This window comes from Halochromatium salexigens, assembly GCF_016653295.1.
Lineage (GTDB): Bacteria > Pseudomonadota > Gammaproteobacteria > Chromatiales > Chromatiaceae > Lamprobacter > Lamprobacter salexigens.
Genome location: NZ_NHSF01000058.1, coordinates 1 through 22,347 on the forward strand (window position 1 = coordinate 1; position 22,347 = coordinate 22,347).

Annotated in this window: 19 protein-coding genes and 1 pseudogene; 10 read left to right on the top strand and 10 right to left on the bottom strand. The window is 64.6% G+C overall.

Annotated features, from left to right (window positions below; all coding sequences use genetic code 11):
- Positions 1–128: 128 nt before the first annotated feature.
- The 4 genes from CCR82_RS09770 to CCR82_RS09785 all read right to left on the bottom strand — a co-directional run bounded on the left by CCR82_RS09770 (position 129) and on the right by CCR82_RS09785 (position 4,058).
- The gene (locus CCR82_RS09770; RefSeq protein ID WP_201245540.1) at positions 129–788 is read right to left on the bottom strand and encodes a hypothetical protein; all 660 of its coding nucleotides are present in this window, start codon (positions 786–788) and stop codon (positions 129–131) included.
- A gap of 112 nt (positions 789–900) precedes the next feature.
- Positions 901–1,236, bottom strand: a complete 336-nt coding sequence (locus CCR82_RS09775) for a FeoB-associated Cys-rich membrane protein (protein ID WP_201245542.1) — start codon at positions 1,234–1,236, stop codon at positions 901–903.
- A 27-nt stretch (positions 1,237–1,263) separates the two neighbouring features.
- A complete protein-coding gene (gene feoB, locus CCR82_RS09780; RefSeq protein ID WP_201245546.1) occupies positions 1,264–3,783 on the bottom strand; it encodes a ferrous iron transport protein B in 2,520 nt (839 codons plus the stop codon).
- The gene (locus CCR82_RS09785) at positions 3,780–4,058 is read right to left on the bottom strand and encodes a FeoA family protein (protein ID WP_201245547.1); all 279 of its coding nucleotides are present in this window, start codon (positions 4,056–4,058) and stop codon (positions 3,780–3,782) included. Before CCR82_RS09785 ends, feoB begins: the two co-directional genes overlap by 4 nt.
- Positions 4,059–4,237: 179 nt before the next feature.
- Here CCR82_RS09785 and CCR82_RS09790 point away from each other — a divergent pair, with 179 nt between their 5' ends.
- From CCR82_RS09790 to CCR82_RS09810, 5 genes are all read left to right on the top strand, one after another.
- Positions 4,238–4,591 (top strand): hypothetical protein, encoded by a 354-nt coding sequence (locus CCR82_RS09790; RefSeq protein WP_242513387.1) that lies wholly within the window; start codon positions 4,238–4,240, stop codon positions 4,589–4,591.
- A gap of 118 nt (positions 4,592–4,709) precedes the next feature.
- On the top strand, positions 4,710–5,501 hold the full coding sequence (locus tag CCR82_RS09795) for a DUF4198 domain-containing protein (RefSeq protein WP_201245550.1): 792 nt from the start codon (positions 4,710–4,712) through the stop codon (positions 5,499–5,501).
- Between the two features lie 236 nt (positions 5,502–5,737).
- Positions 5,738–8,047: a heavy metal translocating P-type ATPase gene (locus tag CCR82_RS09800; RefSeq protein WP_201245552.1), complete on the top strand. Its 2,310-nt coding sequence runs from the start codon at positions 5,738–5,740 to the stop codon at positions 8,045–8,047.
- Positions 8,048–8,211: 164 nt separating this feature from the next.
- Entirely contained in the window at positions 8,212–10,422 is a 2,211-nt protein-coding gene (locus CCR82_RS09805) for a TonB-dependent receptor plug domain-containing protein (protein WP_242513388.1), read from the top strand.
- A gap of 78 nt (positions 10,423–10,500) precedes the next feature.
- Entirely contained in the window at positions 10,501–10,974 is a 474-nt protein-coding gene (locus CCR82_RS09810) for a hypothetical protein (RefSeq protein ID WP_201245553.1), read from the top strand.
- 150 nt (positions 10,975–11,124) lie between these two features.
- On the opposite strand, the gene CCR82_RS09815 is transcribed toward CCR82_RS09810, so the two are convergent.
- The 4 genes from CCR82_RS09815 to CCR82_RS09830 all read right to left on the bottom strand — a co-directional run bounded on the left by CCR82_RS09815 (position 11,125) and on the right by CCR82_RS09830 (position 15,060).
- A complete protein-coding gene (locus CCR82_RS09815) occupies positions 11,125–11,973 on the bottom strand; it encodes an ABC transporter ATP-binding protein (protein WP_201245555.1) in 849 nt (282 codons plus the stop codon).
- A gap of 5 nt (positions 11,974–11,978) precedes the next feature.
- Positions 11,979–13,094 (bottom strand): FecCD family ABC transporter permease, encoded by a 1,116-nt coding sequence (locus CCR82_RS09820; RefSeq protein ID WP_338073144.1) that lies wholly within the window; start codon positions 13,092–13,094, stop codon positions 11,979–11,981.
- Positions 13,095–13,152: 58 nt separating this feature from the next.
- Complete coding sequence (locus CCR82_RS09825) at positions 13,153–14,136, bottom strand: ABC transporter substrate-binding protein (protein WP_338073145.1); 984 nt, start codon at positions 14,134–14,136, stop codon at positions 13,153–13,155.
- A 312-nt stretch (positions 14,137–14,448) separates the two neighbouring features.
- Positions 14,449–15,060 (bottom strand): TonB-dependent receptor, encoded by a 612-nt coding sequence (locus tag CCR82_RS09830; RefSeq protein ID WP_242513389.1) that lies wholly within the window; start codon positions 15,058–15,060, stop codon positions 14,449–14,451.
- A 548-nt stretch (positions 15,061–15,608) separates the two neighbouring features.
- On the opposite strand from CCR82_RS09830, the gene CCR82_RS09835 reads away from it, so the two are divergent.
- From CCR82_RS09835 to CCR82_RS09855, 5 genes and pseudogenes are all read left to right on the top strand, one after another.
- The gene (locus CCR82_RS09835) at positions 15,609–16,325 is read left to right on the top strand and encodes a MotA/TolQ/ExbB proton channel family protein (protein WP_420827322.1); all 717 of its coding nucleotides are present in this window, start codon (positions 15,609–15,611) and stop codon (positions 16,323–16,325) included.
- A gap of 3 nt (positions 16,326–16,328) precedes the next feature.
- Positions 16,329–16,718 carry an ExbD/TolR family protein gene (locus CCR82_RS09840; RefSeq protein ID WP_201245558.1) on the top strand — a complete coding sequence of 130 codons (390 nt, stop codon included), beginning with the start codon at positions 16,329–16,331 and terminating at the stop codon, positions 16,716–16,718.
- Positions 16,719–16,764: 46 nt separating this feature from the next.
- A pseudogene (locus CCR82_RS09845) lies at positions 16,765–17,178 on the top strand (ExbD/TolR family protein); the annotation flags it as partial.
- Between the two features lie 11 nt (positions 17,179–17,189).
- Positions 17,190–18,308 (top strand): energy transducer TonB, encoded by a 1,119-nt coding sequence (locus CCR82_RS09850; RefSeq protein ID WP_201245559.1) that lies wholly within the window; start codon positions 17,190–17,192, stop codon positions 18,306–18,308.
- A 101-nt stretch (positions 18,309–18,409) separates the two neighbouring features.
- Entirely contained in the window at positions 18,410–20,665 is a 2,256-nt protein-coding gene (locus CCR82_RS09855) for a TonB-dependent receptor (RefSeq protein ID WP_201245560.1), read from the top strand.
- 25 nt (positions 20,666–20,690) lie between these two features.
- Here the strand turns inward: CCR82_RS09855 and CCR82_RS09860 are convergent, their stop codons facing one another.
- Positions 20,691–20,948: a hypothetical protein gene (locus tag CCR82_RS09860; protein ID WP_201245561.1), complete on the bottom strand. Its 258-nt coding sequence runs from the start codon at positions 20,946–20,948 to the stop codon at positions 20,691–20,693.
- 71 nt (positions 20,949–21,019) lie between these two features.
- Positions 21,020–22,207 (bottom strand): zinc metallochaperone GTPase ZigA, encoded by a 1,188-nt coding sequence (gene zigA / locus CCR82_RS09865; protein ID WP_201245562.1) that lies wholly within the window; start codon positions 22,205–22,207, stop codon positions 21,020–21,022.
- Between the last annotated feature and the right edge of the window lie 140 nt (positions 22,208–22,347).

Sequence of the window (22,347 nt, forward strand, 5' to 3'; positions counted from 1 at the left end):
CTCTATAATCATCACATTCCTCAGCGCAACCTCGGCCACATCAGCCCGGTGCAGGCGCTGATCAACTGGCATAAAACCCATCCGGAGTTGTTCGTGGTTGATCCTAACAATCTCCCGGGACTTGACATCTAGGACGTCACCGACAGCCCGCAGTCACCGACTACCGCGATGACCGCCGCCGCAAAGCGGGCCTCGGCCGAGGCCGCACGCGAGGGTGCGGCCAAATAGACCTCGACGCCGATATAGAGGGGAGCGGTGCTTGCGTAGACCGCCACGGGAAGCTCCGGTCTGACCCGCGGCCAGGCGTCGGGCCAGGCGTCGGCCTGATCGCCCGGCAGGCCTCGCGCCGGGGCCTCGCGGTCGGCTGTGACCAGCCGTACCGGGCGCACGTCGCCGCCGCTCGCGGCCGCGCACTCGGCGCGTTCGCGCTCGATGCAAGACAGCAGCGCCGGCTCGGCGCAGAGCACATCGGCCGAGTACAGACGCTCGTCGAAGCCGGTATGCAGATCGATCAGCACCCGTTGCTCGGGCTGAACGTGCTCCAGGATCTGCCGATAGAGCTCGGCGTGGCGCCGGCGATACCCCTCAATCGCGTCCGGACCAGGCCGCCGCCCCGAGATCCCAACCGGGATGCGCAGCAGGTCGATGCGCTGGCGGTCGAGATGCTCGGCGACCGCATCACCAAAGCTCAGCTCCTCGCGGTGGGCACCGATCAGCAGGACGATCGGTGGCCGCGCCCGCCTGTCGGGCCGACCAAACAGGCTGGAGGGCTTGAGCAGCACCGGCATGCGTGGATTCCCATCTCGTGGTTAAGCGCGAGCGTGACTCACCGCCGGCTGAGCCAAGCGGCGAGGGTCAGCACAGCGGCGTTGCCCACAGGACATGTTGCCGATGCGGCGGTCATCGGGAGCGCTTGCGAATAGACTCAACCGGAACCCGGCTGATCCGTGGCGGCTGCACCGGCGCCGAGGTGCGGGCGTTCGCGCCAGCGACCGAGCAGCCTCCCCCGGCCCCTTTGGCGCAGCCACCACAGGTGCCGCGCTTGCGCCAGAGCTGTCGGTAGAGATACCAAAGGGCCAGGGCCAGAATCAGCGCAAGGACCCCGGCGTCGATCAGCGTAAGCGGTGGCTCGGTCCGGACGGCCGGAGCCTCATCAACCCTGGCCTGCAAACTCTGCGCTTGAGCCTGTTGGGTTGATTCACCCTGCTTGGATTCATGTTGCGTGGATTCAGGCATGGCGTCTCTCCTCCGTCACGGTATTGCTCATCCTTCCGAAAACCGCTGCCGCAGCAGCCGGCTCGCCTTGCGGTCACTGAATAGCCCCACGATCAACAGCAGAAGGAAGGCACCCCAATAGACCGCCGACATCGCCTCGATGCCGGTCGCGCCCACTGCGGTGCCGATGCTGTAGACCGCGCTCGCGACGGCCAAGCCGAGAATAGTCGGGAAGATGATCGAGAACGCCATCCACTTGTAGGAGCCAGTCTGCACCTTGACCATCATGGTGGTGGCCAGGCAGGGCGGATACAGGGCGAAGAACAGGATCATCGACACCGCCAGCAATGCGGTGGCGCCACCCTCTCGGGTCTCCTGCCCCATGCGCTCCTCGAGCGTCTGGTTCTCGTCATCACCTTGCTGGAACAGCACGCCCAGGGTCGCGACACTGCTCTCGCGCGCGGCAAAAGATGCCAGCAGCGCGACATTGATCTTCCAATCGAAGCCGGCGAACTGGGTGACAGGCTCCATGCCGCGGCCGATGGTGCCGAGGATCGAGTGCGTGATGCGCTCCTCGCGCATCTGTCGGCGCAGCTTCTGCCGATCGCGCGCCAGCATTTTGAGTGCGCGGGCCGCCTGTTTGGTGTCGCGATCGCCGCCGCGCTTCACCAACGGGTAGAAGTCGGCATTGCGTGCCTGGAAACGCTCGGCGACCTTCTCGGAGCCGGCCGCACCCTTGGCGTTGAGCTTGGCGCGCTTGTAGTCGGTGTAGTAGTTGATCAAGGGCACCAGGTGGTCTCCGGTTGCCAGCTCGCGATAGGGGTTGTCCGCCAGCGTCTGCTCGAAGCGCTCGATGGCGGCCTCGGCCTCCTGCTGGAAATGCGCCTTGCGCGCCTCTGGCAGGCCCGGCAGGTGCAGCAGCACGAACACCACCACCGCGACCGCCAGCACCACGGTGCCGACCTTCTTGATGTACTGCCAGGTGCGCTCGATCGCCCGTCGGGCGACGCCATTGAAGGTCGGCAGATGATAGTGCGGCAGCTCCATCACGAACGGCGAGGTCTCGTGGCCACTGAGCACGGTCTTGGTCAGCAGTTTGGCCACGAGCAGCGCAAAGACGATGGTCATGGTCGAGATGTAGAACATCATCAGCGACTTGTGCTCGACGAAGAAGATCCCGAGCAGCAGCGTGTAGAGCGGCACCTTGGCCAGGCAATTCATGAACGGCACGGTGAAGATGGTCGCCATGCGCGCGCGATTGTCCGGGATGCCCTTGGTCGCCATGACACCGGGCACCGCACAGCCACCGGCGAAGACGCCGCCGAGGATCAACGGCAGCGTGCTCTGCCCGTGCAGGCCGAAGCGATGCAGCACCTTATCGAGGATGAAGGCGATGCGGGCCATGTAGCCCGAGTCCTCGACGATGGCGATGCAGGCGAACAGGATGATGAAGATCGGCACATAGTTGAGCAATGTATTGGCCGAATCGACCAGCCAGAGCCCGAGCGAGCGCACATAGGGATCGACCAGGAAATGCGCGCTCGGCAGCAGCCCGGCGATCAGCTCGCGTGCCTTCGCCAGGTAGGGCCAGGTGACGTTAGTCAGCTCATAGCCCCAGACGATCGAGACCTGATAGATCGCGAACACGGTCAGCAGCAGGAAGCCCGGTGCCAGCCAGCGATTGAGCACGACCCGATCGACCCGATCGGTCAAGGTCGTGCGACCGCGGTCGGCGCCGCTGACGACGCCCTCGAGCAGCCGCTCGACGGCCCGATCCCGGCAGCCGACGACATAATCGCTGATCTCCATGCCTTGGCGCTGCTCGAACTCGGCGATCAAGCTGCCAACGGCCTCGCGCAGCGGTCGCGCCGCCGGCTCCCCGAGCCGCTCGACCAGGATGCTGACCGCTTGGCTGTCACCCTCAAGCAGCTCAAGCGCGAGCCAGCGCTGCGGCAGATCGGCAATCGCCTTGAACGGCGCCAGGCGGTGTTGGACCTGGGCGATGACCGGCTCGAGCGCGCCATAGTCGACCAGCACCGGCGGTGGTGTCGGGGTCTCGGCCTGCCGTGACGCCTCGGCACGCACTGCCTCTCGCAGCGCCTCGCGCCCCTGCCCTTTGCGCCCGACGGTGGCGACGACCGGGAGCCGCAGCCGCTCGGACAGACGCTGCTCATCGAGCTGGATGCCCCGCCCCTCGGCCACGTCCATCATGTTCAAGGCCAGCACCGAGGGCAGCTCCATCTCCAGGATCTGCAGCGTCAAATGCAGGGAGCGGCGCAGGTTGGAGGCATCGACCACATTGACCGTCACATCCGGTCGATCGCCGAGCAGGAACTCGCGCGCGACCCGCTCCTCGAGCGAGAACGAGGTCAGGCTGTAGGTCCCTGGCAGATCCACGGTGTAGACGCTGCCGACCGCATCGCGGTACTGGCCGTACTTCTTGTCGACGGTCACGCCGGGATAGTTGGCCACGTGTTGTCGCGCGCCCGTCAATACATTGAAGAGGGTGGATTTGCCGGCGTTCTGCTGGCCCGCTAGGGCCACCAAGATCCCATCGCGCTTGCTCATTGCTTCGTCTCCTCGTGGGTCTCCTCGCTGGTCACCTCGATGGTGATGGCTTCACGGCGTCGCAGGGTGATGCTCGAGGCGTCGAGCTTGAGCTCGATCGGGTCGTTCAACGGTGCGCTGCGCACCACCGTGACGACCACGTTCGGCATCAGGCCCAGGTCCAGCAGGCGCTGTCGCACCGCGCCGCTGGAATGGTGACGCTGGATACGCACCCGCCCGCCGGGGCGAATATCGTTCAGGGTTCGCGCGCCGCCGCGCTCGGGCATCTTGGGCATCAGTGGCGATCTCAGGGAGCGTCTCGGCTTTCGATGGCTGAGGCTGTTTAGACGACTCAGTCGGAGACGTGATGATAAGCCAGGCCGCAACAAAAACGCAAATGCGATCGTTTGCTGTTTACATCCCAAAAAAACAGCGCTAGGCTTGTGGTGAAGCGTCCACACACGGAGATCACCCGATGACCCACTTGAAAGCCTACTCGATGATCCGCAAGCCCTTCCTCCTCATGACCACCGCGCTAGCGCTGACGCTGGTCCTTGGTGCGACGACAGCCATCGCCCACACCCCACTCTGCTCTTGCTATGACAACGGTGACGGCACCGTGCTCTGCGAGGGCGGTTTCTCCGATGGCTCCTCCGCCGCGGGTGTCGGTATTCGCGTCTTGGACGCGGACGAGAACGTCGTGCTCGAGGGCGAGATGAACGAGTACAGCGAGTTCGAGTTCGACAAGCCCGACGGCGACTACAAGGTCGTCTTCGACGCCGGCCCTGGCCACGGCGTCGAGATCGCCGGTAGCGACATCGTCGAGTAGCGCCGGCCCCACTCAACCCGCCGTTCAGTCTGCTTGATCCAGACATGCCGTCAACATCGGCGGGAGCCCAGAGTCCGTGATCACCCTCCACCCAATGCTCCCCAGGAGACCCTAGACGATGAAACCTACCGCTTTGCTCAGTGCCGCCGCTGCCCTGACCCTCGCCAGCACCGCCCAAGCGCATTTCCAGTTGCTCTACACCCCCGAGGTGATGCTGGAGAAGCCAGGCGACATCGACCTGGCCTTGGTGTTTGGCCATCCGATGGAGAACAGCCACAGCATGGACATGGGCCAGCCGGAGGCGTTTTTCGTCGTCTTCAAGGGCGAGAAGACCGACCTCACCGACAGCCTCGAGGCGGTCGACTGGCAGGGGCCTGGAGACGAGCCGGCGGATGCCTACACCGCGACCTACAAGATCCGGCGCAACGGTGACTATCTGTTCGGTTTGGTGCCGGTGCCCTATATGGAAGGTGCCGAGGATGTCTACATCCAACAGATCACCAAGACCATCGTCAATAAGGGCGCCATGCCGACCGGCTGGAACGAGCCGCTCGGGCTGCCGACCGAGATCGTGCCGATGAACAAGCCCTATCAGGTCTTCGCCGGCAGCACCTTCACCGGGCAGCTGCTCTCCGAGGGCGAGCCGGCGGCGGGCGTCGAGTGCGAGATCGAGTACATCAACAGCGAGATCGACCTGGAGGCCGACAGCTTCAGCAAGGAGATCCTGGGACCGGTGCCGAGCACGGCCATCGTCGCCATCACCGACGACAACGGGCTATTCACCTTCGGTATCCCGCGCCCGGGCGTCTGGGGCTTCGCCTGCCTCGGCTCTGGACCAGACAAGGAATACGAGGGTAAGGAGCTGTCGCAGGATGCGGTGCTCTGGATCAATGCCACGGCACTCGAGTGAGCATCGCCGACGCCGAGCCACGGATAGCTTGACCGACGACCCTGCCGCGAGCTGGAGCGAGCCGCGGCAGGGCTATCATCAACGATCAGAATCACATGTTCGCGTTGGTATCCTGCCCCGTTGCCGGTCGGGAGCGTCTTCGTCACCATGCGTTGCGAGTTATCAAGGCATCTCAAGACAAAATCCGCAATCATTCTCATTTCGTTAGCGGGATTCGTGAGTGAGAGTGAGTATCGATGATTCGCGTCCGACACAGCATTCCCGGTCGTCTGCGCCTGAGCATCAGGGCCCTTCGCCACAACCGGCCTCTCGCCGATGCGCTCAGCGCCGCGCTCATGCAGGTCGAGGGCGTCGTGCGAATCAGGATCAATCCCGTCTGCGGCGCGCTGATCGTCGACTGGCAGCGCGATCGGCCGCTGCGCGAGGAGATCGAGGCAAGGCTGTGCCCTCTCCTCGGTGAGCCGATCCCGCATGCGAGCCCAAGCGGGCGGCGTTGGCGGCAGCAAGGGGCGCTTGGTCCCGCTGGTGCCGACAGGGACGCTGACAGCGTCGCCTGTCGCGCCTGCCGTCAAACCGGAAGCAGCCACCAGCGCACACGCGGCATGCGCCACCCCTGGTTCTGGCGATTACTCGGCTTCGCCTTCCTGACCGGCTATCTCGGCTTCCTCCTGGTGCGCGACTACCTGCTCAAGCGCCCCGTTGCCAGTGGCGCACTGAGCCCCACCGGTGTGATCGCGCTGGTCGCCGCCCTACCCTTGTTGCGCGACGCCTGGCACGAGACCAGCGTCGAGAAGCGCTTCACCCTCCATCAGTTCCTGGCCTTCTCGCTGCTGCTCGCGATCGGCTTTGGCGAGGCCGCCACCGCCTTCGAGATCATCTATGTGCTCAACGGTGGACGGCTGCTGGAGCGATTCGTCGCCGAGCGCTCGCGGCGCGCGATCCGCGACATGCTCGCACTCTCGATCAAGGATGCCTGGGTACTGGTCGACGGCAGCGAGCTGCACCTGCCGGTCGCCGAGCTGACAGCAGGAGCGCTGGTGATGATTCGCAGCAGCGAGAAGATCCCGGTCGATGGCTGCATCGAAGACGGCCAGGCCGAGGTCAGCGAGGCGGTCATCACCGGGCGCGCCGAGCCGGTCTTCAAGGCGCTGGGTGATCGCGTCTATGCCGGCAGCTATCTTGAGCAAGGCGTGCTGCGGGTGCGCGCCGAGTCGGTTGGCGAGCAGACCTATCTGGCGCGCATCGCCGCGCTCGTCGATGCGGCACTGGATCAGAAGGCCCCACTGCAGCGACGCGCCGACCTCCTGGCCGCGCGCCTGCTGACCCTCGGCAGCCTGTTGACCTTGGCCACCTTCATTCTCACCCGCAGTCTGAGCCGGGCCTTCACCGTGATGTTGGTGATGTCCTGCCCCTGCTCGACCGTCCTCGCCGCCTCGACCGCGGTCAGCGCGGCGATCCACAGCGCGGCCCGGCGGCAGATCCTGATCAAGGGCGGCACCGCCTTGGAGCAGGTCGGGCAGGCCCGGATCTGGTGCTTCGACAAGACCGGCACCCTGACCACCGAGGAGCCGGAGGTCGCCGAGGTCGTCGCCGAGGACGAGCGGGCCTTGATGCACTGGGCCGGCTCGGCCGAATGGCACAACCCGCATGCGCTCGCGCACGCCATCGTCAACCATGCCCAGGCGCTCGGCGTCGCCTTGCAACCGCATAGCGAGAGCGAGCACATCCTCGGCCACGGGGTCCGGGCGGAGGTCGATGGCTCGCAGGTGCTGCTTGGCAACGCCCGACTGCTCGCCGAGCAAGGGATCGAGCCAGGCCCCTTCACCGAGGCCGCTGAGCGCTTGCGCGCGCGGGGATTGACGCGGGTCTACGTCGCCCTCGATGGCGAGCTACAAGGTCTGCTCGGCATTCGCCACCGGCTCCGATCCGGCGCCCGGGAGGCCATCGCCCGGCTGCGCGCCGATGGCGTCGAGCGCATCCTGCTGATCTCCGGCGATGAGCGCAGCGTCGCCGAAGGACTCAGCCGCGAGCTGGGGCTCGACGCCTGCTACGCCGAGCTGCTGCCCGAGGACAAGGCCGAGGTGGTGCGACGACTGCGCGGCGAATACGACACAGGGGGGACCGGCCCTGCCAGCGGTCGCACCCGGGCGAGCGGCGGCATCGTCATGATCGGCGACGGCGTCAATGACGCGCTGGCCCTGTGCGAGGCCGATGTCGGCATCGCCATGGGCGCCGGTGGCTCCGAGGTGGCCATCGAGGTCGCCGACATCGCGCTGGCCGACAGCGATATCGAGAAGCTGGTCACCCTGCACGCGCTCAGCCGCGCGACCCTGCGCAGGGCCGATCAGAACTATGCCCTCGCGGTGGGCACCGACCTGATCGGCATCGGCTTCGGCGCCTTGGGGCGGCTCAGTCCAGCGATGGGCGGGATGATTCATATCCTGCACACCCTCGGCATCCTGGCCAATTCATCGCGCTTGCTCGCGTTCAGGCCGCCCCGGTCCGCGTCGAGCACCGACCCCCCGTTGCCGCCGGCGCCGAGCTAGCGCTTAAACGCTCGCGCGGCAATGCGCGGCTCGCCTTCCACCTCGGGCGAGTCGCGCCCTTTTCTTGAAGTCGTCCAGCCACCGGATGCCCTCAGCGCATCGGCAGCCACGACGGGATCGATCCACTCGTCATCGCTGTACTTGACCGACCGAGGAGCTTGACCATGCCTGCATCCCCACAGCCTCGCCAACATCATTGCTGGACGCCGCTGCTCACCCTGATCGTCATGACGAGCGCCTGCCTCAGCGCCGCGCGCGCCGAGGATCCAAACACCGAGGGCTCCGTCGAGCTCGAGTCCGACGTCAGTGCCGAGATCGAGCTACCGCCGGTCTATGTCACCACCGCCACCCGGACCCGCGAAGACATTAGGACCGCTCCGGCGCCGATCCAGCTGATCGACGCGGCCGAGGTCGAGGCTGCCCAGGCCACCACCCTGCGCGAGATTCTCGATCTCGCGCCAAACCTCCATGTCAGCCCGAACGGTCGCACCCTGCAGATCCGCGGGCTCGGCCAATCCGACACCCTCTATCTCCTCGATGGCCGGCGCCTCACCGGCGAGTTCAGCAACAGTTTCGAGCTCGAACGCCTATCGGCGGCGATGATCGAGCGCATCGAGATCATCCGGGGTCCGGCCAGCGTGCTCTATGGCTCGGATGCGCTTGGCGGGGTGGTCAACATCATCACCAAACAGCCGGTCGAAGGCTTCGAGGTGGATCTGGATGTTCAGTACGGCGCCAACGACCATGGAGAGGCGGACCGGACCATGATTGCCGGCAGTCTGCGCGGGGGCGATCAGACCTTTGGCTACAGCCTCTACGCCAATCATCTCCAGCGCCAGCCGTATAGCGAGCAGGAGACCGCGATCGTCGGGGTGCCGAAGGCCGGTGTCCTGATGCTCCCATCCCAGTCTCCGAACCCCCGGATTCGGCGCTCGTTGCCGGACAGCTACCAGGCCAGCGTCGATTACCGCGATCAGGCGCGCGTCGATACCCTCGGCGGCCGTCTGGATTGGCAGGTCAACGACCAGATCGCCCTCAGCCTGGATGTGAACTATGTGCAAGAGGCGCGTGAGAACGCATTCATCAGCACGCGCTATCGGAGCAACTTCCGGCAGCCAGGCCAAGGTTCAGGTTCAGGTTCAGGCAAAGGTCAAGGCCAACAGCAAAGTGGATCCATCATGGTGGGGAATGTGCCGGCGCGACAGGAGAACGACAACCACCGCATCGATGTGGCGGGCACCCTGGACTGGTCACCGACCGAGAGCCTCGATTTCAGCTATCAGCTGCACTACGGCCACTACGACAAGGATCGCGAGATCCTCGCCATCCCCTATGCCGACCTCGGCTATGCAACCAGAGCCGACTCGGCCAGCTCGATCAACAAGACCACCATGACGCAGTGGGTCAACGACCTGCTCGCGGTCTGGAGACCGACGCACGGGCAAACCCTGACGGCCGGGTTCGAGCACCGCGACAACGCGGTCGACTCAACCGCCTTCGACGCCGATAATCGCCGCTTCAGCTCGGCTTTCCTGCAACATCAGTGGCAGGTCTTGCCGCGACTGAACCTGGTCTACGGTGGCCGCTATGACGATGACTCGGTCGGCGGCTCGAACCTCTCGCTGCAGGCCGGCGGCGTCTATCGGATCGCACCACTCGCGCGTCTTCGCGCCAACTATGCACAGGGCTTCAAGGCGCCAGATGATCGCGATCTCTATGTCGATCAGGTCAATCCGCGAGGCTTCCCGATGCTCGGCGCCATGGTGATCGCGCCTGAGTTCGGCAAGACCAGCGCGCAGGATCTCAATCCAGAGAAGAGCGAGACGATCGAGCTCGCCCTTGCTGGCGATAGCCCGACACTCGGCTACCAAGTCACGCTCTTCCACACGCAGGTCGAAGACCGCATCCAGAGGGTCCGCGAGAGGCAAGGACTGCAGAGCTACAACAGCTTCCGCAACGTCGGCGAGACGCATATCCAGGGCGTGGAGGCCGAGGGATCGCTTCAGCTTACTGAAAACCTCGGGGTGCGTGCCTCCGCCACGCAGTTTTCGACCGAGAACAAGGACAGCGATGATCCGTTACTACTGACACCGGAGACACTTGCCAACCTGACCCTCGATGTCAGTCCAACCCCAAACTGGCTGCTGCAGCTCATCACCACCTACACCGGCGAGCAGCACTACGCCAGCACCGAGGGCATCGAGACTGCCGCCGGCTACACCCTAGTCAACCTCAAGGCGAGCTACCAACCGCAGGCGATGGCTGGCCTCGAGCTCTACGCCGGCATCGACAACCTGCTCGATGAAGCGGTCGACACCGGCATCGGCTCCAATACTGGCCCCTTTGGGTATCTCGGTGTGCGCTACCGGTATTGAGCGCGATTCCAAACCACGACGGCCAAGCAGCGCCGTCGATCCTTCCCTGCAACCTCTCGATTGGAGGCATCTCACACCATGCGTCTTCGTCTCACACCCCTACTCGCACTCCCGCTGCTCCTGACCCTCGGCACGACTCAGGCCGAGCCCATGCCCAATCCCGGACCCGCGTCCAAGCGCCCGGGCTTCCTTGTCAGTGAGCTGGTGACCATGCCTCATCCGATGCGGCTGATCCGCCAGGACCCGCAGCGCTTCGGCGTCAGTCCCGAGCAGATGGAGCGCCTGCGCCGCGACCTGATAGAGGTCTATCCGCCCCAGCTGCACCAGCGTGTTCAGGCGGCTTGGTCACCGGAGCGCTCGATTCGGCATGCCGTCCTCGACGAGGGTCAGGACAGCGCTGCGGTTGCGGACCAGCTCGACGAGCTGGTGCAACTAAAGCGCGAGGCCACCGACATCCGTATCGAGGCCCTGAATCGATTTCGCACCCTCCTCGAGCCCGAGCAGTATCAAGCGGTGATGACGGCGAGTGCCGAGGCATCAGGAGCGCGATGATGGCCTGAGGACTTCGTCTTCCGCATCGCGCTTCCCGCTGCCGCGATCAGCGCGGCAGCGGGATCTCGCGCACCGCACCCTTGCACCCGAACGGCACGCTCAAACCGAGCCGGATCTCTCGCCCAGGGCTCTCCGCCAGGGTATCCACCATCAAGCGGCGGATACGACAGGCACCATAACCGGCAGCCCACCCACCTCGCCTCGAATCACCTCGATCCCATAAGCCGCGCCAACAGCCTCCGAGGCGAGCGCCTCCATGCGACCGGTCGTGACGGCCGCGCGCGGACCCAACAGGAGGAAGCGGTCGGCAAAGCGCAGGGCGAGATTCAGATCGTGCAGGACGACCAAAGTGATGAGCGCATGCGCGCGGGTGAGCATCTGGATGTTGCGCAATACGGCGATCTGGTTACGCAGATCGAGATGGTTGACCGGCTCATCGAGCAGCAACAGGCGCGGCTCCTGAACCAGTGCTCGCGCAATCACCACCTTCTGCAACTCGCCTCCGCTGAGTCGACTCACGCGCCGGCCGCTCAACGCCGCCAGCCCAAGCTCACGGATGATGGTATCGACCATCGCCACATCGCGCTCGCTCGGCTGCAACCCGAGATGCGGCAGACGACCGAGCAGGACCGCCTCGAACACTGTCACCTGCGCGGTCTCGGTCATCTGCGGCAGATAGGCGATGCGCTGCGCCCGCTCGCGCCGACTCAGCGAGCTCAAATTAGTGGTATCGATGCAAATCCGCCCTTGCTTGCAAGGCAAGAGCCCTGCGATGAGCTTGATCAGCGTCGACTTACCAATCCCGTTCGGACCCAGCACCGCCAGCAGCTCACCCGGCGCGACCGATAGACTGAGCTGGTCCAACAGCAGCGGACGGCCGTTGCCGACAGCACTGTCGGCAGAGACGTCACAGGAAGGACCACTAGCGCCATGGCGACCCGCCGCCTTGCTCGAAGTGCCCCGCGCATAGGAGAAAGAGAGTCGGTCGATCTCAAGCATCCTGGTCAGCGCCGTTGGCGCAGCAGGAGAACGAGTAACAACGGCGCACCAAGCAGCGCGGTGACCGCCCCAACCGGCAACATCACCGGCGCGATCAGCACCCGCGCCAAGGTATCGGCACCAAGCAGGATCAGCGCCCCGGCGAGTGCCGAGAATGGCAGCAGAAAGCGCTGATCACCACCGATCAGCAGGCGGATCAGATGCGGCGCGATCAGCCCGATGAAGCCGATCACGCCGAGGAAAGCGGTGGTGATTGCCGCCAGCGCGGCGGCTGCAGCCGTGCCGATCAACCGTTGTCGGGCAACTGAAACCCCGAGTCCACGAGCGAGATCATCGCCCCAGGCGAGCGCGTTGTAATGCCAAGCCGCACGCAGCGGCCAGATCCCAATCGCGACCAGCGCCGCGGCGAGCCAAGCCACCTCGGACCAGCCAGCGCGGCCGAGATCGCCAAAGGTCCAGAACAGGGTCGCCGCGGCCTGGGTGTCGGAGGCGAAGTATTGGACGATCATGGTCGCCGCGCTGGCGAAGGCGCCAAGCGCGATGCCGGCCAAGACCACCGCCTCAGGGGTCAGGCCGCGCAGCGTTCCGATCAGTAAGATCAGTGCCGCCGCGCCGAGACCACCGGCTAGCGCCAAGCCAACCACGCTCATCGGGGCCTGCAGGGTCATGGCTTCAGTACCCACCGCATGCAGCGCACCGGCATCGAAGAGCACGATGGCGCAGGTCGCCCCAAGCGCAGCCCCTTGCGAGATGCCAAGGGTAAAGGGCGAGGCCAGCGGATTGCGCAGCAGCCCTTGCAGCACGGCCCCAGCCAGGCCCAAGGAGGCGCCGGCCAGCAGTGCCGCGATCACTCGTGGCAAGCGCAAGCTCCAGATCACCTGAGCGGCGACCAGCTGCTCGCGCTCCGCTGGCGATGGGCCGGCCACCAGCGCGGCTGCGACCGCGCTCGGGCCAAGCTGGTAGGAGCCGCTGCCGAGCGCAATGAGTAGCAGCAGCGCGAGCGCGGCGAGCATGGCCAGCCCGAGCAACAGCCGCTGCTGGAGCAAACGCTGGTAGGCTCGGCGCGGCGACGGAGCCGCATCATCCGCTTGCACAGCGGACGGTTTGGCAAGTGCCTGCACCAGGATGTTCAACCAAAAACCTGACGTGGTTGCTCGGATAGGTCGATCGCGAGGGATGTCAGCCGCCACGGTGCGGTAGCGGGTCAACCTCGCCGGTCAGCAGGTCAACCCGCGCGAATCCCGGCTGGCTCCCCTGCCCCTGCGCGCGCAGACGCGCATACAGTGGCTCGCCATAGAAGTCGCGGTAGAGCGCATCCGCCTTGGCGACCGGATCAAACGCCGGGAACTGCTCCGGATAGAGCCTTGAGGCGATGAACCAGGCGTTGATCAAGGCGTGCTCAACGTTGGTGTTATAGGCATTGAATGGCAAGGTCGCGAAGACCTGACCGCGTTGCACCGCATCGAGCGCCGCGAACAGCCCCGGATTGACCGCAACCTCTTTCAGCACCGCAGGCAGGCCACCGCCGTCGATGAACAGGACGGGCGGGTTCCAGGCCAGCAGTTGTTCCAGATCGATAAAGCGATGACCAGATTCAGCGATTTGGTCGGCCAGGTTGTCGGCACCGGCCCAGCGCAGCGGCAGATGGCCAGCCTGGGTGCTGGCGAGCCCCTGCTGACCCTTGAGACTGATGCCGCCGATGTAGGCTGGCACCGGCTCGACATCCGCCACCCGCGTCGCCAGACCGGCAAGTGAGGCACTGATCGCGTCCAGCAGCGCCTCGGCACGCGCTTGGCGCCCGAGCGGCTCCGCTAAGCGCCGCAGCGAGTCGGCAAAGACCGGCAGCTGCAGCTCGCCGATATCACAGTAGCTTAGCAGTAGCACCGGGATACCGGCGCGCTGCTCGAGCATCCGCAGCTGCTGCTCGTCGAGCGTGACGGCCACCGCTAGGTCGGGTTTGACCATCAGCAGCCGCTCCAGATCCGGCAGACGCCCCACACCACCCGGGCCAATCACCGGCAGCGTTTCGCTCAGCTCACCAAGCATGAAGGTATAGGGCCGACCGCTCGGGCCGCGCTGCTCCATCGCCTCGATCGCGCAGAGCCCGTCGGTCGCGTCCAGATAGGCCAGCAATCGCAACGCACCCGGACCCAGCGCGACCACTTGCAAGGGCGACTGAGTTGCCGGCGGTCTCGGCGCAGTCCTCAGATCAGCGGTGTCCGCCGCCGTTGCATGCAGTGGCAACGCCGCCGACAACGACAGCAGTGCAGCCCATCCTAGAAACTCACGCCGACCTGGATCGCATCCGACTGCTCGCTTTCTACCTCGCCTCATGATGATCTCCGGTCCAGCATCGCACCCTGATTTAGAGAGGCGATATTACTAAACCAGAAAGCGTATGACTAGCTACTCCACTCAACGCACGCCCAAGCAGTCGGCCGATCGCATCGACCGGTGCTGGCCTGATCATCTGGATCACCCTCCAAACGGCACACTCAAGCTGACCCGGATATCACGCCCCGGGCTCAGCGCATAGCCCTTATAGGTATCGAGAAAGTCCCGGTACTCGGTATCGAACAGATTCCGAACCGTCAGATCGACTCGCGCAAGGCGGTTGCCGAAGGCGCGGAAGGCAAAGCCCAGATCCAGATCCGCCAGCGTGTAGGCCTCGGTCGAGGCGGTCCCAAACGGCAGCTGATCGAACTGCGCGAACGGCTCGCCGGGCGCTGCATCCTTAGCCGCAGCATGGCGCATCCCGAGGGTCAGATACGGCTCACGAATCGGTCCGCGCTCGGCGAACCTCTCGAAGGCGAACAGTGCCAGGTTGCTGACCTCACCGCCCGGCGCCAGCACCGTAGTCCCGCGCGAGTATTGGATCTTGTTGCTGTACTCGGCGCCCAGAGTGCCGCCGTCCAAGGGTCCAAGTGGCCCATGAATGGCCTCGAGCTGGGCGACATAGCGATCGAACTCGAGGTGGATGGTTCCATCATAGCCAGCGCTCAGCGGCTGTCCGGGACGGTTGGCGCGACGCAGGTTGTGCTGCCAGGACAGGGTCGGCTTCAGCTCCCAATCGGAGGCGAGCGGCATGGCACCGGTGAGCTGGAGCCGGCACCGGCACGCCGGCGGTGACCTCGATGGCATCGAGCTCAATCGAGAACTCCTGATCGTCGTTCATCGGTTGCGCGAGCAGTGACGTAGCAGGACTGCCGACGAGCAGCCCCGCTAAGAACGTGCGATTGACCTTGTGCATTCGATTCGGCCTCATTGAGCAACGGAGGGTTTAGGGCGGAAACGTGATGGTATAACATAGACCATCGAGCAGCATCGACGCAACAGTCGTTGCTTTTCCGTCCTAGCGATCCTGTCTCTCCAGGGAGCGGGACGCCCCATCAAGGGATCGGCTTTGTGCCCAACAGGTGTCAGCCCGGTCGGCCCGCCCATCGCCATGCGAGGTTGCGAGAGCGCAGACAATGAATGATCAGCAGAGCGAATCCTTATCCACAGCCAACGAGACGGCGATCAATGCCGCGATGAAAGGCCTGCAGGACACCGAATCCCTGACCTCGGCTCCTGCGGTGCCCGATGCAGCGGGCGACATCACGCCACTGCAAGAGACGCTCGCGCCGCTGATCGATATGGCTGGCCATGGCGGCCCGGTGCTACTGATCTTGGCGCTGATGTCCATCGCCGCGTTGACCATCGTGCTGGCGAAACTCTGGCAGTTCAGTTGGCTGCGCTTGAATGCCCGCGAACCGATCGAAAGCGCGCTGTCGTCCTGGTACAAGAACGATCCTGATGCGGCCCTTGCCACCATTGGGTCGAGCCGGCAGCCGAGCGCCCGCCTGGTGGCACTGGCCATCCGCGGGCTGCAGCACGCATCGGCACAGTCCGCCGCCGGGCTTGAGCTGTTGCGCGAGGAGCTGACCCGCGTGGCCACCGCCCAGCTTGAGCAGCTGCGCGGTTGGCTGCGCGCACTCGAGGTAATCGCCACGCTGAGTCCTTTGTTGGGGCTGCTTGGCACGGTTCTCGGAATGATCGAGGCGTTTCGACAGCTCGCCACGGCGGGCAGTCAGGTCGATCCCGCGCTCTTATCCGGCGGCATCTGGCAGGCGTTACTGACCACAGCGGCAGGCTTGAGCGTCGCCATTCCCGCCGTGCTGCTGCATAGCTGGCTTGAGCGTCGCGTGGAGCGCTGTGCACAACGCATGGAAGACGCCGTGACGCGCGTCTTCACGCGCCCCTTGAGTAGCCCGATGCATGAGGCAGCGAGACCAGTACCACTGCCAACAACAGTAGCTCACGGCGAGGCAACCATCGAACAGGCTCGCCGTTTCGCGTCCAGTCAGGCTTGACCCATGCACCTTGCACCCCCGCAACAGGCCCGTCGAGCGGCGATTGGGCTCACACCACTGATCGATGTCGTCTTCATCCTGCTGCTGTTTTTTATGCTCGCTTCATCACTCACACGGTTACAGGCTGTCTCGCTTCAGGCCCCAGCGGTTGCTGACGCGCAGCAAGACGCCCCGCCAGCCTTACTGCTACGCATCCGTGCCGACCACAGCCTCGATCTCAATGGTGACCCCATCACGGACGCGTCGCTGGTGGAGACGCTCACCTCACAGCTCGCGCGCCACCCCGAGATTGGCGTCATCGTTCAGCCTGCAGCGAACGTCGATGTGCAGCAACTGATGCGTGTGTTCGATCAGCTTGCAGAGGCTGGCGTGCCGATCCTCCGACTCCAGTGAGCGAATAACGATGCGCTTAACCTAACAGCCGCAGCGGCGAGAAAAAGAGCTGTCCCTCATTCCACTGATCAACGTCGTCTTTCTCCTGCTGATCTTCTTCATGCTCGCGGGCACGATCAGCCCGAGCGACACACTACCCGTTGAGCCGCCGACTTCCAAACAAGGGCGGCGTCTGAGTCACGATGCACCCCAGATCTTGCTCGATAGCCAAGGACGGATTGCGCTGGACGGTACGATCATCGTTCTAAGCCAACTGCAGGATCGACTGCTTGAGTCCATTGCGACCAATGACTCCAGAGGGGAGGAAGGTCAATCTGCGCTCGACGATGAAAGCAGGGCGCCGTTGACACTGAGCGTCAAGGCCGACGGCGCGGTTGTCAGCAGCCAACTCCGTGCCCTGCTGGCTGAGCTCAGGGCGCTCGATGTCGAACAGGTGCAGCTCTTGGTCCGCCAAGACTGAGTCTCGTCGCCATGGCATTGCAGGCACATCATTGGCTGGTCGCACTTCTCACCGCGACGCTGCTACACGCTGCGCTCGCACTCGCGCTGGTTCCGCAATCCTCGTCCTTGCCCAAGGCTGAGCCAGTCGCGATTGTCTTAGAGTTCGGCACCAGCGGTGATGGCCGGGCGGCCGGCAGCGATAGACAGCCAGGAGGTTTGCTGAACGCCGTCGGGCCTGCGGCCGACGAGCCCGTCTTCGCAACCGAGGCGAGCGCCGACTCACAAGCAGCACTGACAACAGCGGCGACAGTCACCGAAGCATCAGCCGCAGAGAATGAGACAAAGGAGGCGACAACACCGCCGAAGACAGCTCAAAGGCCGATTCCAGCCGCCGCAATCGCTGCCGCCGCCGAGGACCCGACCGCACCCCCAGTAGAGCAACCTCAACCAATCCAAGCCAAGGCCCAACCCGCGCCCGCGCCAAAGCAAACTTCCAAGCGCGAAACAGTCCAAGCTCAACCGAAGCCAGCGCCAACCGCAAAGGCTAAACCCGAGCCTGAGCCCAAACCACAGCCAACGCGCAGACCTAAGCCGAAGCCAAAACCCAACGCCTCGGCCACGGCTGCTAAGCGTGACTCCGATCCGCCGGCACCTCCTCGAACGCGAGCGCCTACCGCCAAGCCGCCAAGCGCGGCAAGCGCATCTGTATCAGGGAATCGCAAGGGCCAAGGGACAAGGAGCGGTAGCGGCCACAGCGCGAGTCAAGACGCGCAGGGGGCCGGACGTAGCTCCGGCAGCGGCCGTGATTCTAGCAGCGGCGGCGGCTCTGGCAGTGGTGCTGGTCGCGGCAGCGGCTCGGCCAGCGCTGCCAACTACTACGGTCGGCTCGCCTCCTGGCTCAATCGCCACAAACGCTATCCTGCCCAGGCGCGTCGCCAGCGCACGCAAGGCACGGTCAAGGTCCGATTCACGATCGATCGCAATGGGCGTCTGCTGTCGCATCAGATCGTCAGCAGCTCCGGCCATCGACTCCTCGACCAAGAGGCCGAAGCCATGCTTAAACGCGCATCGCCGATGCCCGCCATCCCAGCTGCGCTGAATCGTTCACGGCTTACGGTAACGCTTCCAGTCAATTTCAGCCTGCGATGACCTTCTCGCTCGCATCAACGACTGACCCCAGACAGTTTTCATATCTTTTTTGAAAACGTAAGATACCTGCTGCATCAAACGATTCATATCAAGAGGCAAACATGCCCTGTCGTGGTCTTCAGCAGCGCAGCATCGCCGTCGTTATCATCGGTTTATCCTTGACCTACAATGGGATGATCGCGCAAGCACAGGAGCCTATCAGTATTGATGATGAGGTCTTGCTGCTTGACCCGATCGAGGTCAGCGCCGCACCGATCTACTCGGTCCAGTACCCTGGCGATACGCTCTACACCGGCAGTGCCCTGACCGAGGAAGGTCGGCAGATGAGCGGCGCCGCTGGATGCACCAACATCTATGCCAACCTAGATCTGCTCCCCGGCGTTGACACCGAGACGCTCGATCCCTACGGGCTCGGCGGCACCTTCATGCGCGTGCGCGGCATCAAGAGCCAGTTCGTCGGCATGTCGATCGAGGGGCTGCCGAACTACGGCATCATGCCGATCGGTCCGCGGCCGGATCTGTACGACTTCGAGAACATCGAGACGCTGGAGCTCTACAAGGGCATGGCGCCGCTGGCGATCGGCTCCGCGGTCGGCAACCGCGGCGGCGCCATTGCGCTGCGTTTCCGGCGCCCGCAGGCCGACCCCTCGGCCGAGCTCAGCCAGGCGGTCGGCTCCGACGCCTACCAGCGCAGCTTCGCGCGGCTCGACAGCGGCACCTTTGGGCCGGACCTGCGGGGGTTCGTCTCCGGCTCCTACACCGATGCGGACAAATGGAAAGGCGCCGGCTCGCTCGGACCACGGCGCAATCTGGCCGCCGGCCTCGGGTATGGACTGGACCAGGGCGGCCCGACCGTCGAGCTGTTCTTCAACGCGACGGACCACGACCGCAACGATTTCCGCGCGCTCGATTATCAGCAGGCGCGCAATGTCGGTCGCTATCGCGACTTCGACTACAACCGCCGGCGCACCGGCGATCCGGCCATCGATATCGACTACTTCGACTACTACCACACCAGCACCGAGAACCGCGATCTGCTGGCGATCGCCACCCTGCCGCTTGGCGCCGGTACCTTCAGCGTCAAGCCCTACTACGCCAAAGAGCAGGCGCAGATCCGTAACGGCAAACAAGACCGCTTGCGCGATCTGAATCGCTACGGGATCAATGCCGATTTCGTCGGCGAGGTCGCCGGGCTCGAGATCAGCACCGGCTACTGGTGGGAGTCGGCCGATCTGGAGAAATCGGTGCGGCGGATGCAGATCACCCCGAGCGGACGCAACGCGAACGGCTGGGTCTATCTGGCCGAGAACGACGGCCGCGGCGCCATCCACAGCCCCTATTTCCAGCTCGGGCAGCGGCTTGGGCGAGTGCGCTGGCAGGCCGGCATCAAGTACTTCCGCTACACCGAGCCCGCGAGCACCGCCTTTCGCACCGATGCGACGCCCCCCGGCGATTGGGATGCGGCGCGCCACGACAACCTCGGGCCGAGCCCGGATCTGAGCCTCGATTCGTTCACCTTCGACGCCTGGCTACCGAATCTCGGCGTCAGCTGGGCGCTCGACCCCAGCGGCGCGACCGAGCTCTACGCCAACTACGGCCGCAACTACATGCGCCCCTATGCGTTCGTACCGGTGACCAATATCGTCGCCAGCAACCTGGCGCGCTTCGAGGCCGCCGGCCTGTCACTGCAGGACGTCTTCGACGACTGGCGCCTGGAGACCTCGGATAACATCGATCTCGGGCTGCGGCTGCAGCGCGATCGCCTGGCCCTGACCCCGTCGATCTTCTACGCCAAGCATCACGACCTCCTCGCCGTCGCCTATGATCCGAGGGTCGGGCTCAACTATCATCAGAACGTCGGCGGCGCCACCGCCTGGGGCGCGGAGCTATTGGCCAGTCTGCAGCTGACCCCGGCGCTGTCGGCCTTCGTCTACCCGACCTATCTGCGCTTCACCTTCGACGAGGACCTGACCCGGCGCGGCCCAGGGGGCACCAAGACCCTGCCGATCGCCGGCCAACAGGTCCCGGACACGCCGGAATGGATGCTGCGCGCGGGCCTGCTGTTCGAGCAGGGGCCATGGCGGATGGCGCCGTTGGTGCGCTACGTCGGACGCCGCTACGCCGATCCGCAGAACGAGCAGCCCGTCGATGGCTACTGGACGCTGGACCTGACCGCGAGCTGGCGCAGCGGCGATTTCGGCGTGCTGGAAGGGGTGCGCGTCGGCCTCGAGCTGACCAACCTGCTCGACGAGACCTACATCGGCGCCATCAATGCCCGCGACGACGGCTCGGGAACCGTCGGCTTCTACCCCGGCGCCCCGCGCAGCGCGGTATTGACCCTCGCCGCTGAGTTCTGAATACAACTGATCCCGGCGCGCTTCATCAACACTCAGCGGCAGCGCGCTCAAACCACGCAACCACCTGCGCAAGATGCGCAGGCCCGTAGCTGCGTGTGAAGCGCTGCGTCTCCTCTTGCTGCGGATCGCTCAGGATGCTGATCCGCTGCTGGATGTAGTCGGGCGTCAGACGCAGACCGCACTTGTGCTCAATGCAATAACGCCAGCTCTCGTAGCTTTGCGGAAAGACTTCTTCCTCGTAACGCGCACGAGTGGCTGGGTCCAGTTCAGGATCTTCAGTCATCAGAAAACCACTCGCTTCGATCTTGTGAGCAGGATAATCATCGGGAAGCGCGCTGAAAACGCATGGGGCTCTCAATGCTCAGCATCGCGCACCCACACCGGAAACGGGTCCGGAAACGCACGCCACGCGGCAGGACCCGGTGCCAGCTCATCATCAGTCAGCAGGCAATCGTCGAGACGGGCACGCATTGCATCGATCTCCAGATGCTGGCCGATGAAGACGAGCTGTTGGCGCCGGTCGCCAAAGTCGCCCTCGAAGTCCGACAGAATCCGGACTCGTTGCTCCGGATCATCCGGCCAGTTTGGCTCTGAGACCGCCGACCACCACCAACCTACCGCACCGTGGCGCACCACCCCGCCCGCTTGCGACCAGTGTCCGGCCAAATCGTGACGACTGGCGAGCCAGAAGTAACCTTTCGACCGTAGCAGGTTTCCCGGCCAGTCCTGCTGCATGGCGTCGAAGAAGCGCTGCGGGTGAAAGGGGCGACGCGCCTCGTAGACGAAGCTGGTAATGCCGTATTCCTCGGTCTCCGGCGTGTGGCTGCCGCGCAGCTCGGCAAGCCAGCCCGGGGCGCTGGCCGCGCCCTCGAAGTCGAAGCGCCCAGTACCCACGACCTCGGCCAGCGGCACCTGACCGAAGTGCGCGTCCAGGATCTCGGCATGACGGTTGAGTTGGCGCAGGGCATGACGCAACCGCTCGCGCTCATGTGGACTGACCAGGTCGGTCTTGTTGATCACGATCACGTCGGCGAACTCGACCTGATCCACCAACAGCTCGGCAAGGTTGCGCTGATCCTCCTCACCGAGCGATTCGCCACGCTCGGCCAGCTCATCGGCGCGCTCCAGATCGACCGGGAAATGGACCGCATCGACGACGGTGACGAGGGTATCCAGGCGCGCCAGGTCGGACAGACTGACACCCTGCTCGTCGCGGAAGGTGAAGGTCTCGGCGACCGGCAGTGGCTCCGAGATGCCGGTCGATTCGATCACCAGATAGTCGAAGCGTCCCGCCCGCGCCAAATCCGCGACCTCGAGCAGCAGATCTTCGCGCAGGGTGCAGCAGATGCAGCCGTTGCTCATCTCGACCAGCTTCTCCTCGGCGCGGTTCAGGGTGACCTCCTTGCCCACCAGATCGGCGTCGATGTTGACCTCCGACATATCATTGACGATCACGGCGACGCGCCGCCCTTCGCGATTGTTAAGGATGTGGTTAAGCAAGGTGGTCTTGCCAGCACCGAGGAAGCCGGACAAGACCGTCACGGGAAGCCGCGCATGTCAAGTCCCGGGAGATTGTTAGGATCAACCACGAACAACTCCGGATGGGTTTTATGCCAGTTGATCAGCGCCTGCACCGGGCTGATGTGGCCGAGGTTGCGCTGAGGAATGTGATGATTATAGAG